The organism is Thermovirga lienii (assembly GCF_036847465.1).
Classification (GTDB): domain Bacteria; phylum Synergistota; class Synergistia; order Synergistales; family Thermovirgaceae; genus Thermovirga; species Thermovirga lienii.
In genome coordinates, this window is the sequence record NZ_DAITZW010000001.1 from 205,703 (window position 1) to 220,012 (window position 14,310).

The following is a 14,310-nucleotide window of genomic DNA, read 5'->3' on the forward strand; positions in this document are numbered from 1 at the left end:
TTGTTGTTATTTTTAATTTTTGATCGAAAAACCCAGGTCTTTTGCCTTTTCTTCGAGTGTTGAATCTATGTAATTAATTAAAAAACTTTTCAATTCCTCAACCCCTGTTTTATTCACAGAGGAAACGCACAAAGGACCAAAAGATTCAGGAGGCATTTGCCCTGCATACTTTTTCAAGAAACTAAGTCTTTTAGTAGTAGGAACTTTATCTACTTTGGTGAAAACCACTAAACTTTGAAGCCCTTGGCTGCTCATCCAATTTTGAAGGATGATGTCATTCTCCAAAAATCCATGGCGAAAATCTACCAGATGGACTATTAGAAGAAGAGATGATCTGTTTTTTGAATAAAAATCAATTAGTTTTGCCCATTTATTTCTTTCTCCTTTATCCCTTTTAGCGTAACCAAAACCCGGCAGATCTACTAAATAGAATTTACTTTTGGCTTCCACCATGTAAAAGTTAATGCTTCGCGTCTTGCCGGGATTACTGCTTACTTTAGCTATTTTAGTCCCCAGCAGCACATTTATCAGTGATGATTTCCCCACGTTAGATCTCCCAGCAAAGGCAATCTCAGGATATCTTTCGGGAGGAAACTGTTCTTTTGTAAATGCGGTTTTTATCAATTCCCCATGCCACTTTTTCATTTTCCGTTATCACTCACACATCTATTTATTGCTTCGCTTACTTCTCCTATGAAGGTTATTTTAAGACCTTTTATCGCCCACTGGGGCATCTCCTCAACGTCTACTTTGTTCCCTTCAGGTAAAAGAACTTCCTTGATGCCGTATCGTTTGGCAGCCAAAATTTTCTCCCTTATTCCGCCAACAGGAAGGACCATGCCTCTTAGGGTTGTTTCTCCCGTTATGGCGACATCATTGCGAATTCTTTTCCCTGAAACGACGGAGTAAAGTACTGTGGCAAGTGCCACACCCGCCGAAGGACCGTCCTTAGGTATTGCTCCCTCAGGCACATGCACATGGATATCTATTTCATCCCATTTGACATCCTTAATGTTCAACTCATCCGAGTGAGATTTCAGATAACTCAAGGCTGCCCGAGCCGACTCTTGCATAACTTCGCCTAGATTTCCAGTCAAAATAATGTTTCCTTTTCCCCTCATTGTTACGGCTTCTATTATCAGGATATCTCCTCCGAATTGAGTCCATGCTAAGCCTACCATTGCTCCAACTTGGGGTTCCCGAGGAATACCAGTGTCATAATTTCTGGGCACACCTAGATATTTACGAAGGTTTTTTACCCCTATTTTTTCTGTGGCAGAGGCACCCTTATTTGATTGTTCTGATTCAACGATGCGTTTCGTCACCTTCCTGGCAATCTTCGCCAACTGACGTTCTAGCTCCCTTACCCCTGCTTCCTTAGTGTAGTCTGATATTATCCTTTTTATCGCTGTCGGTAATATTATCAACTCTTTTTCACTTAAACCATGCTCCTTGAGCACTTTGGGAATTAGATGTCTTTTGGCTATCTGGTACTTTTCCTCCATTACGTAGCCAGGGAGTTTAATAACTTCCATCCTGTCCAAAAGTGGCTTAGGTATCGTGTGCACCACGTTAGCTGTAGTTATGAACATTACGTTGCTTAAATCAAAAGGAACTTCCAAAAAATGATCCGTAAAAGCATAGTTCTGCTCAGGATCCAAAACCTCGAGGAGTGCTGCTGCGGGGTCTCCCCTGAAGTCAGCCCCAATCTTATCGATTTCGTCCAGCAATATTACGGGATTTTTCGTTCCAACCTGTCGTATCTTCTGTATTATCCTTCCAGGCAAAGAACCTATGTAGGTTCTCCTGTGTCCTCTTATCTCTGCTTCGTCTCTTATTCCTCCAAGGGACATGTTGGCAAACTTCCTGCCTGTAGCTTTGGCTATAGATCTGCCCAAGGATGTTTTACCCACTCCTGGAGGTCCCACGAAGCACAAAACTTGAGATTTTACCCTACCTGAGGCTCTCTTCCTGACAGCTAAAAACTCCAATATCCTTTCCTTTGCTTCATCCAAACCGTAATGATCTTCATCCAAAACCTTCTTGGCCAACCTTATATCTACTGTATCCCTGGTGCGCTTCTCCCATGGCATATTTATGAGCCAATCAATATATGTCCGAACAACAGTGGCCTCGGCCGAAAGGGGCGGCATCTTTGCCATCCGCTCAAGTTCATGTAAAGCTTTCTCCTGGGCCTCAGGAGGCATTTTTGCATCTAATATGCTTTTTCTTAGTTGTTCTATCTCTGAATACTCTTCTTGCCCTAGTTCATTTTGAATTATCCTAAGCTGCTCTCTGAGATAGTACTCCTTTTGGCTCTTTTCCAGTTGCTGCTTCACTTTTTCTTGAATCGACAGCTCAAGCTGGAGCAATTCTATTTCTTGAAACAAGACTTTTAAAATTTTCTCCAATCGCTCTTTCACGTCTACGGATTCAAGGATATCCTGGCGCTCTTTTATTTTCACCATTAGGTGAGACGCCACCAAATCAGCCAACTGGGATGGGTCTTCAACATCTGACAAAGTCATTAAAATTTCAGGAGGTATCCTTGGATGTAGAGACACGTACCTCTCAAATTGGTTCAAAACCGATCTCTTCAATGGTTCCAATGATTCATCATCTTGATTTTCTAGTTCATCTATTTGTTTGTAGGAGCACATATAAAAATCATCGGAATCAATTAGCTCCTCCACATAAATCCTCTTTACGCCTTCAACTAGAACTTTTACTGTTCCGTCAGGCAATCTCACCATTTGAAGCACGTTAGCGATTACTCCAACCTTATACAGATCATCAAGGCTTGGCTCCTCAATATTCACATCCTTTTGGGTCACAATACAGATCTTTCTGTCCCCATTGTTCAATGCCCACTCAAGGGCTTTCTTGGAGCGAGCTCTACCTACAAAAAGAGGAGTAACCACCCCAGGGAAAAGTACTATATCCCTAACTGGTAAAAGGGGAAGAACGGTTTTTTCATCTTTCGCCCCTGTGTCCTCCTTTAGATCGTTCATTTGATCCTTTTCCACTGTATCTTTGGTCAATCTACGCTACCTCCTCATTCTCACCCTTATCGTTGTACTCAATAATTGGTCCCTTCTTGTCCTTCACGTACTCCTCGTCAATTATCACCTTTCGTACTTTCTGAGCCTTTTCTGGGAATTCATACATCAAATCGAGCATCAATGATTCTAAAATCGACCTAAGCCCTCTTGCACCAGTATTTCGTTTCTTTGCTTCTTCTGCGATATTCAAAAGGGCTTTCTCTGTAACCTCAAGTTCTATTCCCTCCAAGGAGAATGCCTTTTTGTATTGTTTTATAAGAGCGTTTTTAGGCTCCACAAGGATTTTAACCAAATCTTCAGTATCCAGAGCGTCCATGGGCGCTATAACGGGAAGCCTGCCTACGAACTCTGGTATGAAACCATACACAAGTAGGTCTTCCGGTATAACATGCCGTAAAATCTTCCTGGCATCCAAGTCCTCCGATGCGAGCTTACCTCCAAAACCTATAATCTTTTTGTTCAAGCGCCTTTCCACAATTTCTTCAAGACCATCAAATGCACCACCACATATAAAAAGAATGTTCTTGGTATTCACCTGTATGAAATCTTGATGTGGATGCTTGCGTCCTCCCTTTGGAGGGACGTTGGCTACCGTCCCCTCAATTATTCTCAGAAGGGCCTGCTGTACACCCTCCCCAGATACATCTCTCGTTATGGAAACCGATTGAGATTTTCTGGATATCTTGTCGATTTCGTCAATGTAGATAATACCTCTCTCCGCTAAGGCAACATCATAGTCAGCAGCTTGTAAAAGTCTAACTAAAATGTTTTCTACATCTTCTCCCACATATCCTGCTTCTGTCAGCGTAGTTGCATCTGCTATAGCAAAAGGCACTTCCAGCATTCTTGCCAAAGTCTCAGCCAATAGCGTCTTACCACATCCCGTAGGCCCAATCAAAAGCACGTTGCTCTTGGCCATTTCTACTTCATCATCTTCGCTCCTGTCGAACTCATAAATCCTTTTATAATGGTTGTAAACTGCCACTGCTAAGACTTTTTTCGCGTACTCTTGACCTATAACGTATTGGTCTAAAAATTTCTTTATCTCTGTGGGTTTGGGCAAGTTGGTACCAACTGCCTTAGCAGAGGCAGGTCTATTCATGTTATAGTCTTTACTCAATGCATCGTCTTGCGTGTCTATCAAATCATTTTTTAAAATGATATTACACAAATTTATGCATTCATCGCATATGTAAACTCCTGGACCTGCCACAAGTTTCTTTACCTCTCTTTGGGATTTTCCACAAAAAGAGCACCTATGTTCAATTTCTTTTCTTCCACTCTTTCCTCTTGTAACGTTGCTCATTTATGTGCACCTCTCAATTCGCACAACACATTTTTGTATTTCGTTCATGCTATTTTACAAGAAACGAAGGGAGACCGCTATTGGACTCCCTTCGTTCGCGCCCACTTTTAAATGCAAACTCCTCACGAGTCGTGCTTTACCTTTTTTCGATTACTTGGTCGATTATACCGTACTCTTTTGCTTCTTCAGCGGACATAAAGAAGTCCCGATCCGTATCGGCCTCTATTTTTTCCCTAGGCTGCTTAGTGTGGTACGTAAGTATATCGTTCAACCTCTCCTTTAGCCTCAGAATCTCCCTGGCATGAATCTCTATGTCTACTGCCTGTCCTTGCGCTCCTCCCAGCGGCTGATGAAGCATTATCCTCGCACTTGGAAGAGCTATCCGCTTACCAGGTTCCCCTCCAGCCAAAAGAACTGCTGCCATACTGGCCGCTTGTCCTATGCAGATAGTAGATACTGGACACTTTATATATTGCATAGTGTCATATATCGCTAGACCAGACGTTATAACTCCCCCAGGACTATTTATATATACATAGACATCTTTTTCTGGGTCTTCGCTCTCCAAGAAAAGCAACTGAGCTACAACCAGGTTTGCTAGATGATCGTCAATAGCCTCTCCTATGAACACTATTCTGTCCTTTAGCAGCCGACTGTAGATATCGTATGCCCTTTCACCTCGTCCAGTCTGTTCTATTACCATAGGTATGAGCATAGGCATACCTCCTAACCTTCAGTTATTAATTATCGTTTTTTGCTTCTCCTTCACCAACTTCATCCTCGTTTTTACCAGCAGAGACTTCTTTTACTTTCATGCGCTCCATCAAATTATTGACGGTTTTTTCAAACCTTATTTTGCCTATTATGTTGGACAAACGCTCCTTGTCTTGCGCGAGAATCTGTTGCACCCTTTCAGGGTCCGCATTTACTGATTGGGCGAGCTTGGCTATTTCACGCTGAAGGTCTTCTTTGTCCACCGATATCCCTTCTTTGTCCGCTATAGCCTCCAGGACAAGAGAGCGTTTCACCAGCTTTTCAGCGTATTTTTTAAGATTCTCCATGTATTCTTCTTCGTTTAGGTTTGTCTCTTTGACGTATTCCTCCCATGACTTTCCAAAGCGCTGCTGAACCATTTTCATATCTTCGTTTTTAAGCTCTTCCATTTGCCGCTCGACCAGCGTGTCAGGCAGCTCCACTGAGCTTTTTTCGCACACTAACTCAACAGCCTTCTCTTTCAGCGCCTCTAGGCTCTCTTCATTGAACCTTGCCTCGAGAGCTTCTTTAACTTTCTGTCTGAATGCCTCCTCGTCATTAACTTCTTCTCCAAAGACCTTTTTGAAGAGTTCTGGGCCAATTTCGGGAAGTTTCTTCTCAAAGACAGCGAGAACCTCTATTTCGTACCTAACTTTTTCTGTAGCGTTCCCGTCACCTTCATCTTCGGTCTCGTTCTTCTCTTTTGGTACGTCAAGCTCTACTTCCACTTTACTGCCAATTTCTTTGCCTAACAGGGCATCCAGAAATTCCTTTCTCAACGTATTGGGCGAAGCCTCTACTGTAGTCTTCTGAGGCTCCTGCTGCTCTTTGCTTCCCTCTACCTGCACGGAATAGCTGATCTCCACTATGTCCCCTTCTTTGATCGGCCTATCCTTCACCGGCTCTCTCTCGGAGAAAGAGGCCCTTATCTCCTCTATAGCCTTGTCAACCAGCTCATCGTTCACATCTACAACTTGCTTCTCAACCTCCAGTTCTTCTATCTCTGGAAGTTCCACTTCTGGGCGAGTCTCAAAGGTAAAAGTCAAATTGATAGGTTCGTCGTCCTTTATCTCATCAATTTCCACTTTGGGCCTGTCTATCAAGTCAAGCCCATAATCCTCCACGATCTTATCCAGCATTTCAGGGATAAGTTTCTCAAGAGCCTCAGACTGAATAGCCTCCTTGCCAAGGTGCAAAAGCAATACGTTTCTCGGAACTTTACCTTTACGAAAACCCTTGATATTAGCTCGTCTTCGCAATTCGTTAATAGCTGCCTCAAAAGACTTCTTAAAATCTTCCTGAGACACCTGAGCCTGTATTTTTACCACATTTTTCTCTTGAGATATTATTTCTGAACGCAATTACTACAACTCCCTCCAAGTTTCTTTTTTAGTTTTTGTTACAACATAAAAGATTACTGTCATAAATCTATACAACTCAAGAAATATTAGCACAAACACACATTTATAGAAAGATACAAAAGATGAATGGCGTTGCCAACAAAAGAAACCCCTCCACATACAAGAAGGGGTTTCATAAGCTTCACTCTTGGTGCGAGAGAGGGGACTCGAACCCCTACGCCCGAAGGCACTGGATCCTAAGTCCAGCGCGTATACCAATTCCGCCACTCTCGCAATTGGTGGGTCATACAGGACTCGAACCTGTAACCCCCTGATTAAGAGTCAGGTGCTCTACCAGTTGAGCTAATGACCCGATAAACAAAACAGAGAACATTCTAAAGAGAGAAAGCCACGTTGTCAACAACTTATAAGCCTTAAAATAAAGCCTAAATTAAAACAAAAGTTCCAGACAGCATCCGGAACTTTACCAACTTAAAAATGGTGGGCCATACAGGACTCGAACCTGTAACCCCCTGATTAAGAGTCAGGTGCTCTACCAGTTGAGCTAATGGCCCTTTGCATTTACCTAGCTTACTTTGGCGCGCCCGGCAGGATTTGAACCCGCGACCTACGGATCCGAAGTCCGCCGCTCTATCCAGCTGAGCTACGGGCGCTTTTGATGGGGTGAGCGAGGGGACTCGAACCCCCAACCTCTGGAGCCACAGTCCAGCGCTCTGACCAGTTGAGCTACGCCCACCATCTTTATATTATGGCGCGCTTGGCAGGATTCGAACCTGCGACCTACGGATTAGAAGTCCGTTGCTCTGTCCAGCTGAGCTACAAGCGCGTTTGAAACCTGGAGCGGGAAACGGGATTCGAACCCGCGACCTACGGCTTGGAAGGCCGTCGCTCTGCCAACTGAGCTATTCCCGCCTTTACTTGGTCGGGGCGAAAGGATTCGAACCTTCGACCCCCTGCTCCCAAAGCAGGTGCGCTAACCAGACTGCGCTACGCCCCGATATTCTACACAAACAAGACCAGCTTTACAACCCTCTGGTGGAGCTGGGGGGACTCGAACCCCCGACCTCTTCCGTGCGAAGGAAGCGCGCTCCCTCTGCGCTACAGCCCCTGGCCTCAATTCCCAAGTGCCGGCGACAATTCTAGATTCCAATAGGTACCTTGTCAAGCCCTCTGCTGCTTTATATTTTAAATTCCTGACAACTCGTGCATTTTTCGTTGAATTTAGCAGTTTCACGCGGCAATACTTGTGTATTGTAAAACATGTTGCTAAAATAGACTAGAACACAATACTTGAGTTGTTTAATGACATAATTTTGCGAAGGAGGACGACTAACATGACTGAGAAGTGGAAGGACAGGTTGACCGATCAACTGTGCAAGGCCATTTTGTCGCTGGAAACCCCAGAGGAAGTATATGCTCTATTGGAGGATATAGCGACGATTGGTGAAATTAGAGCTTTGGCGCAGAGATTGGAAGTAGCTAGGTTGTTGAGCGAAGGTTATACCTACCCTCAAATCGCTCAGCAAACAGGTGCCAGTACGGCCACTATAAGCAGAGTCAAAAAGTTCCTAGAATACGGAGCAGATGGCTACAAGACAGTACTTGAAAGGATAAAAGAATAACCTAATACTGTAACAATAAAGGAATCAATAAATTTGCAAACTTAAGGGGGGTTGCTGATCTGCAACCTCCCTAAGTTTATGACTAAATTAACAATCATCTTTTGATTATCTTTTTCAGCAAACTTTCCCGCAGCGCCATGGAACCGTTGGGGCACATTTCATGACAACAAAGACACTTTACACACTTTGCCCTATCTATGATTGGAAAAGTTTCCATTCGAATAGCATCTACAGGGCAGACTTTTTTGCATATTCCACATTTAAGACAAGTATCCCTATTGAGGAAAGGATAGAAATATACAAGGTTATGTACCATTCCTCTGATAAAAGAGGGCATCTGGGATATGAAAGATACAACCCTCTTGTAGTCGTCAATACGTAGCTCTTCCAAGGTCGCTCCAACAAGTTCGATATCATTCAATGAAGACGGGCCATATTTCCTTTCCGAAGCTGCTTTCAAAAGAGGAACACTTAAAGGATCCTCATACCCCATAAGATAGGCAGCAACCATGTCTATAGCCAGTGCATTGTTCGAAGCGAAAATCCATCCCCCTGTCCTAGGATTACCGTGAGAAGGTCCATTACCTTCCATAACTGTTACAGCATCCATAACATGGAAATCTGGCTCCCTCAGAGCATAGATATCCACTATGGCATCCAAGAACTTTCTCTGGGTAATGGAGGCGTGAGCCTCCTTTCGAGTTTTTCTGTCAGCTATGCCGAATATGTTTTTTATGCAACCTGTAATCAAGGTTTCCACATGAGTTTTTAGTTTGGCAACGTTGATTGTGGAATATTTTTCATCAAGCCATATTCGAGCAACTCTGAGAGATTTCAGACTTTTAGCATCCTCTTTTTCTACTTCAACAAGCCCCCTGTCGGAAAGAAGTTCGACTGTGGCTAAACCATCCCTAGACAGATCAGCCATGCCAGTAACTTGAAATAGCATATCCCTCTGCTCTGTGAAGATATATCCAGGGCTGTCGGCCACCACGAACTCCATGTCGCTGCTTACCGTTTCACGAACTAGTGTAATTAACCCTTTGACCACTTCGGGATGTGTAGTTACAGCCTCCTCAGGACGTCGGGGGGCCAAAATGTTAGGTTTGACAATCATTTGTTTTTTGAGTTTGGGGAATCCATCAGCTCTCGCAACAGCTTCCTTTAGGGCTTGTAGGACTTTACCCCTTTCGTACTCGTAGCATCGAGCACACCCAACTTTGTATTTCATTTCAAGCTGCTCCCTTTGAATTTAAATGTTCACATAGGTGCGCCAGAGAGCATAATTGACACCTGGGATTTAAGGCCTTACAAATGGCCCTACCGTGGGCTATCATGTTAAGGTGTCCTCCCAGGAATCGTTCCTCTGGTACCAATTCCTCCAAAATTTTTTCGATATCTTCCGGTAGAGTATTACCTCCAACAAAGCCCAACCTTTTTGAGAGCCTAGCGACATGAGTATCCACAGGGAATGCTGGAATGCCCAGATCAAACAACAACACGCAAGCTATTGTCTTTGGACCCACTCCAGGCAAAGAGCTTAAAAAACTTATTATTTCCTCTTTTTCCAGTCTTTTTAGTCCCTTAAGACTGCAAGATCCCCAAACGCCGTTCACTGTGGCCAAGATTTTCTTTATTCTTTGAGCCTTGACGTTAGCAATACCCGCGCTTCTTATTGCGTCAGCTACTTCCTCGACTTTCGCGTCAATGACTTGTTGCCATGAAGGAAACCTATCCTTTAGCGATTCCCATGCCATGTCCCGGTTTTTATCGTTGGTGTTTTGCGATAAAACCGTTTTTATCAAACCATCAATAGGATCTTCAAAGGACTCATACGAAGGCCGTCCCTCGTTGCCCCACTTTTCTTCCAAAAGATCCAGGCAGAGTATTATCTTTTCCTTGTGAGCGTATATTGGGGCTTTGTCCGTTTTTATGCTTTTAACTATTCGATTTGTCCTTGTCTTCATCTGTTTCCTTTTCTTGCTTCTCCCTAGCACAACGATCTGCCTTATCCAAATCTTTCTTTAGCCTTGCTGCTTTCTCCATCCATCCTCTCAACTTCGCCATGACTCTGCCATGAATACTATCAGGAGGGAAACAGCCTTTGTCATCAGGAACGCCTGCTTCTATTCCTGTCAGCAGCTCTATGCCTTCGTCAACATTCTTTACAGCCCAAATATGGAACTTACCCGAGGCAACTGCATCAAGAACCTCATGGTCTAACATCAGGTGCTTAACGTTTTGTTCAGGTATTATCACACCCTGCTCTCCTGTAAGTCCATTAACCTTGCAGTACTTGAAAAATCCCTCTATCTTTTCGTTAACCCCTCCGATTGGCTGAACATTACCATGTTGATCCACCGAACCCGTAACCGCTATTCCTTGCTTAAGGGGCACGTCGGAAAGAGAAGATAACAAGCAATACAATTCTGTGGACGAAGCACTATCTCCTTCGATACCTGAATAAGTCTGTTCAAAGGTTATGCGAGCCGAAAGGGATAAAGGGAATTCCTGAGCATATTTCGCCCCCAAGTAACTCTCAAGTATTAGCAACCCTTTGTTATGAATTGGGCCCGTCATCTTTACTTCTCGTTCGATATTCACTACCCCTTCGGATCCCATGTAAGTGTTAGCTGTTATCCTAACAGGGTGCCCAAAGGAGTAATCACCCATATCTACAACTGTCAATCCATTTATCTGTCCGACCTTTAATCCGTCGGTCTGGATTTTTACAGTTCCATCTTTGAAGCTGTTAAAAATTCTCTCCTCAACTAAGTTTGACCTAAATTGTTTCTCTCTCAGGGCCTTTATAACGTGTTCTTTTCTTACTACCTCCTCTTCTCCCGCCCAGGCAGAAGCCTCCACTATGACCTCACATATCTTGTTGAACTGAGTAGACATTCTCTGAGAGTGTTCGGCCAGCCTGGAAGACCACTCTATTAGCTCTGCCACAGCATCAGCAGAAAAATGTTTTAGCTTCTCCTTTTGGACGAAACCAGCAACAAAAAGTGCCATCTGTTTCTCGTTCTCCAAGTTTCTGGGCATGTCAATGTCGAAATCAGCTTTAACCTTAAAAAGTTTCTGGAATTCCGGATCATAAATGTTCAACAGATGATATAGCAAGCGACTTCCTATTAAAATTACTTTAAGATTTATATCTATTGGCTCAGGTCTAAGGGATGAAACTGGTATTATGCCCAGCTGCTCGCCTAGGTTTTCTACTCTTATTTTCTGGGTTCTAATGACTCTTTTCAGGGTGTCCCACGACATAAAGTTGCGCAACACTTCTTCGGCCTGAAGGATTAAATACCCGCCATTTGCCTTTTGGATTGCACCAGCTATTATCTTTCTGAAATCTGTCGCCAAAATACCTTGACGACTTTCGTACTCAATCTTACCGGCGAGATTGTAATATGACGGATTGGTCTCCCACACCACAGGAGCTCCGTTCTCAGGGTCGTTAGTCACAAAAACGTTCAAATCGTATCTGCTAAACTCCTGCTCACTTATAGACTCATCTCTAGCTGCAGCTACAAAAACACTGAAATTACTTATAATATCCTCCTGCAAAGCATTAAACCATTCGCCAAGTTTGCCTTCATCGCCGAATTTATCCTTCAGTTCCTGCATATAAGGCATTATCGCCGTCCTACATATCTCTGCTTCTAAAGTTTTTATCTTTTCCTTGAGTTCTTTCTCTTTGTCCCTCACTAAGCGCAAAACTTCTAGGGTTTTCTGAGAAACTTCTTCCGACCTTTTCTGAAGCTCTTTTTGCTCTTCTTCCGAAAGAGCTTCAAAATCCTCCTGTTGCATCTCTTTATACTTCGGCTTTGTTTTTTTATCATCGGGGGACGCATGTGTTTCCTCTTGGTCTTGATCCGATTCAGAATCGGAGTCCTCATCCAAAATCACTGGTATGTTCACAAACCCTTGAGGTGTCCTCTTGATGGCGAAACCCTTTGTAAGGGCCCAAGACCTTAACTCTTCCATAAGGTTGTTGACATCCTCTTGGAACTCTTTGACCAATTGAGCTTTGGCATCCTCATATTCACTATTTTCAAAGGCCTTACTAAGAACACCCTTGAGTTCCTCCACCATATCGGACATGTGCTTTGCAAGCTCAGGGCCCTTTCCCGCAGGAAGGCTTAGTGCAATGGGCTCCTCAGGGTTGTCAAAATTGTACGCATACAAATAGTCATTGGGAGCCTTTTCTTTTTTTGCGTTCTCTTTCACCCTCTCTAAGGTATAAGTCGTCCTTCCACTTCCTTGACTACCTACGACAAAAATATTGTAGCCTTTATTGGAGACCTTTAACCCGAAGGATATGGCATCCACTGCTCTTTTTTGTCCAATCAGGGTTTCCAACCCTCCAATATCCATGGTTGTCTCGAAGCCCAAATCCTTAGGATTCGTTCTTCTGCGAAGTTTTTCTATGCTCAACGGTTTTATCATTCTCCATTCCTCCCAACGCTTTTTTCAATGATGCCGCCACCTACAACCCTTGATGCTGAATATAATACCAAGGACTGACCTGGAGCCACACCATAAACAGGCTTTAAGGCCTTTACTAGGAAAGAATCCTCTCCTGTTCTGGATATAATCCCCAAAGCTGGCCTTGCTTTATAACGATGTTTAAAGGCTAGCATTGTCCCATCAGTTATTTTCTCATGTAGTACAGCATTAGTACAATGTATAATCTCTATTGACAGGTCTTCCTTTCTACCGACCACTATGGCGTTTTCTCCTTGGAGCTTGTCCACCACATACCAGGGGCCGCCGGCTAACCCCAACCCTTGTCTTTGTCCAATGGTATACTTGTGTATACCCCTGTGATAGCCTAAAATTTCACCTTCGATGCTTAAGATAGGACCTCTAGATATATTCTTCAAATTTCCCTCTAAAAAATTATATAGTTCCCCTTTACCCAAAAAACACAAATCTTCGCTTTCTTTCATTCCCTTCGCGATCTCGGGAAACAACATAATGCCTTCTTTTTGAACTTCTCGCTTAGTGGAGTTCCCATGAGGAAAAAGTAAGCGAGAATAAAAGGTTTTGGGCAGTCTGTACAACATATAGCTTTGGTCCTTGGCCGGATCTACTCCTCTGCAAAGCCTTAATCCTCTGTTGGTGGCAAAAATCCTTGCGTAATGCCCAGTGGCTACCTTGCTACAACCTTTAGTATCTGCGATCTCCATGAGGATCTTAAACTTGACCTTCTCATTGCATACAACACACGGATTGGGAGTTAGGCCAAATTCATAGCTTCCCAGAAAATCGGCAATAACTTCTCGTCTGAAAAGCTCTCCGCATTGATGGACTATGTGTTTATCTCCCAAGCCTAAAGCTTTGGCTACCTCGCTAGCTTTTTCGATGTTGTTTTCGGGATGAAATCCTTCGAAGAAAAGAGTTACAGGTATCACCTCATATCCTTTTTCACTCAGCCTGAAACAAGCCATAGTGCTATCTATTCCTCCACTAAAACCTACTAAAACCCTCTCTTTCAATTTCTATACACCTCGTTTTAAAAAGCATATCTCGGTTCAAATCAGTATTCTATGCACTTTCGGCTTGAACACCCCGAACGGTATGGGTGTTTGACTTCAACCATCTCCGTAACGTAATCGGCTACCTCTATGATCTCTTTTGGTGCATACCTTCCTGTAAGAACTATTTCCACAGAGCTCGGACGATTTTTTACCACATCCAAAACTTCCTTGATCTCAAGAAGACCGAAATCTAGAACAACGTTTATCTCATCTAAAATTACCAAATCATACTTTCCTGAGCTTATCGCTTCTTTGGCTAACGCAAGGCCTTCCTTCGCGCCCTGGTAGTCTGCTGGGTCTGGATTCTTAGGGTCCACAAAATCCGGTCTACCAGTCAAGTGGTGAGTTATATTATCAAACTTCTTGAGCCCTTCTATCTCCCCATAATAAGGCCAACCTTTCATGAATTGAATTATGGCGATCCTCGCTCCATGTCCTGCAGCTCTTACAGCTAATCCCAGTGCGGCAGTTGTTTTTCCTTTCCCGTTGCCTGTATATACGTGCACCAATCCTTTTTCCAGAAAAGCCATAAAATTGCCCCCCGCTTATAAAAATTTATCTTCAAAACTTGTTCTTGAGTATATCCCTTTTAAACATTACAATGCCTTCAGATTGGAGGTTTGTCAATGCACATGAAGGCAATTATCCTCGTAAGTGGAA

General features: G+C 43.4%; 11 protein-coding genes and 9 tRNA genes. 1 reads left to right on the top strand and 19 read right to left on the bottom strand.

From position 1 onward, the window contains the following. Positions 1 to 12: 12 nt before the first annotated feature. The 14 genes from yihA to V7Z69_RS01135 form a co-directional block, all read right to left on the bottom strand. The gene (gene yihA / locus V7Z69_RS01070; protein WP_014163216.1) at positions 13 to 645 is read right to left on the bottom strand and encodes a ribosome biogenesis GTP-binding protein YihA/YsxC; all 633 of its coding nucleotides are present in this window, start codon (positions 643 to 645) and stop codon (positions 13 to 15) included. Then, positions 642 to 3,011: an endopeptidase La gene (gene lon / locus V7Z69_RS01075; protein ID WP_041446038.1), complete on the bottom strand. Its 2,370-nt coding sequence runs from the start codon at positions 3,009 to 3,011 to the stop codon at positions 642 to 644. Before lon ends, yihA begins: the two co-directional genes overlap by 4 nt. 31 nt (positions 3,012 to 3,042) lie before the next feature. Beyond that, positions 3,043 to 4,368, bottom strand: coding sequence for an ATP-dependent Clp protease ATP-binding subunit ClpX (gene clpX, locus V7Z69_RS01080; RefSeq protein ID WP_334138147.1), 1,326 nt, complete (start codon positions 4,366 to 4,368; stop codon positions 3,043 to 3,045). Between the two features lie 136 nt (positions 4,369 to 4,504). Beyond that, positions 4,505 to 5,083 carry an ATP-dependent Clp endopeptidase proteolytic subunit ClpP gene (gene clpP / locus V7Z69_RS01085; protein ID WP_014163219.1) on the bottom strand — a complete coding sequence of 193 codons (579 nt, stop codon included), beginning with the start codon at positions 5,081 to 5,083 and terminating at the stop codon, positions 4,505 to 4,507. A gap of 25 nt (positions 5,084 to 5,108) precedes the next feature. Next, the gene (gene tig, locus V7Z69_RS01090; protein WP_014163220.1) at positions 5,109 to 6,482 is read right to left on the bottom strand and encodes a trigger factor; all 1,374 of its coding nucleotides are present in this window, start codon (positions 6,480 to 6,482) and stop codon (positions 5,109 to 5,111) included. A 188-nt stretch (positions 6,483 to 6,670) separates the two neighbouring features. Next, a tRNA-Leu gene (locus tag V7Z69_RS01095) sits at positions 6,671 to 6,755 on the bottom strand. Between the two features lie 3 nt (positions 6,756 to 6,758). Further along, positions 6,759 to 6,834 (bottom strand) — tRNA-Lys (locus tag V7Z69_RS01100). 126 nt (positions 6,835 to 6,960) lie between these two features. Then, a tRNA-Lys gene (locus V7Z69_RS01105) sits at positions 6,961 to 7,036 on the bottom strand. 22 nt (positions 7,037 to 7,058) lie between these two features. After that, a tRNA-Arg gene (locus V7Z69_RS01110) sits at positions 7,059 to 7,135 on the bottom strand. 6 nt (positions 7,136 to 7,141) lie between these two features. Further along, a tRNA-His gene (locus V7Z69_RS01115) sits at positions 7,142 to 7,218 on the bottom strand. 13 nt (positions 7,219 to 7,231) lie between these two features. Then, positions 7,232 to 7,308, bottom strand: a tRNA-Arg gene (locus V7Z69_RS01120). Positions 7,309 to 7,318: 10 nt separating this feature from the next. Next, positions 7,319 to 7,394 (bottom strand) — tRNA-Gly (locus tag V7Z69_RS01125). Between the two features lie 7 nt (positions 7,395 to 7,401). Then, positions 7,402 to 7,479, bottom strand: a tRNA-Pro gene (locus V7Z69_RS01130). Positions 7,480 to 7,515: 36 nt separating this feature from the next. Next, positions 7,516 to 7,590 (bottom strand) — tRNA-Ala (locus tag V7Z69_RS01135). Between the two features lie 226 nt (positions 7,591 to 7,816). Here V7Z69_RS01135 and V7Z69_RS01140 point away from each other — a divergent pair. Continuing rightward, entirely contained in the window at positions 7,817 to 8,104 is a 288-nt protein-coding gene (locus V7Z69_RS01140) for a YerC/YecD family TrpR-related protein (RefSeq protein ID WP_014163221.1), read from the top strand. Positions 8,105 to 8,198: 94 nt separating this feature from the next. Here the strand turns inward: V7Z69_RS01140 and V7Z69_RS01145 are convergent, their stop codons facing one another. The 5 genes from V7Z69_RS01145 to cobO are packed head-to-tail and all read right to left on the bottom strand — an operon-like array spanning position 8,199 to position 14,180. Beyond that, complete coding sequence (locus V7Z69_RS01145; RefSeq protein ID WP_014163222.1) at positions 8,199 to 9,335, bottom strand: DUF362 domain-containing protein; 1,137 nt, start codon at positions 9,333 to 9,335, stop codon at positions 8,199 to 8,201. A gap of 1 nt (position 9,336) precedes the next feature. Next, positions 9,337 to 10,071: an endonuclease III domain-containing protein gene (locus V7Z69_RS01150; protein ID WP_014163223.1), complete on the bottom strand. Its 735-nt coding sequence runs from the start codon at positions 10,069 to 10,071 to the stop codon at positions 9,337 to 9,339. Continuing rightward, positions 10,043 to 12,556 carry a Lon protease family protein gene (locus V7Z69_RS01155; protein ID WP_014163224.1) on the bottom strand — a complete coding sequence of 838 codons (2,514 nt, stop codon included), beginning with the start codon at positions 12,554 to 12,556 and terminating at the stop codon, positions 10,043 to 10,045. Before V7Z69_RS01155 ends, V7Z69_RS01150 begins: the two co-directional genes overlap by 29 nt. After that, positions 12,553 to 13,608, bottom strand: coding sequence for a tRNA 2-thiouridine(34) synthase MnmA (mnmA, locus tag V7Z69_RS01160; protein ID WP_014163225.1), 1,056 nt, complete (start codon positions 13,606 to 13,608; stop codon positions 12,553 to 12,555). Before mnmA ends, V7Z69_RS01155 begins: the two co-directional genes overlap by 4 nt. A 41-nt stretch (positions 13,609 to 13,649) precedes the next feature. Next, positions 13,650 to 14,180 carry a cob(I)yrinic acid a,c-diamide adenosyltransferase gene (cobO, locus tag V7Z69_RS01165; RefSeq protein WP_014163226.1) on the bottom strand — a complete coding sequence of 177 codons (531 nt, stop codon included), beginning with the start codon at positions 14,178 to 14,180 and terminating at the stop codon, positions 13,650 to 13,652. Positions 14,181 to 14,310: the final 130 nt, after the last annotated feature.

Coding starts and splice junctions, on each gene's coding strand:
- yihA (WP_014163216.1), bottom strand. CDS start 645: ATGAAAAAGTGGCATGGGGAATTGATAAAAACCGCATTTACAAAAGAA.
- lon (WP_041446038.1), bottom strand. CDS start 3,011: ATGAACGATCTAAAGGAGGACACAGGGGCGAAAGATGAAAAAACCGTT.
- clpX (WP_334138147.1), bottom strand. CDS start 4,368: ATGAGCAACGTTACAAGAGGAAAGAGTGGAAGAAAAGAAATTGAACAT.
- clpP (WP_014163219.1), bottom strand. CDS start 5,083: ATGCTCATACCTATGGTAATAGAACAGACTGGACGAGGTGAAAGGGCA.
- V7Z69_RS01140 (WP_014163221.1), top strand. CDS start 7,817: ATGACTGAGAAGTGGAAGGACAGGTTGACCGATCAACTGTGCAAGGCC.
- V7Z69_RS01145 (WP_014163222.1), bottom strand. CDS start 9,335: ATGAAATACAAAGTTGGGTGTGCTCGATGCTACGAGTACGAAAGGGGT.
- V7Z69_RS01150 (WP_014163223.1), bottom strand. CDS start 10,071: ATGAAGACAAGGACAAATCGAATAGTTAAAAGCATAAAAACGGACAAA.
- V7Z69_RS01155 (WP_014163224.1), bottom strand. CDS start 12,556: ATGATAAAACCGTTGAGCATAGAAAAACTTCGCAGAAGAACGAATCCT.
- cobO (WP_014163226.1), bottom strand. CDS start 14,180: ATGGCTTTTCTGGAAAAAGGATTGGTGCACGTATATACAGGCAACGGG.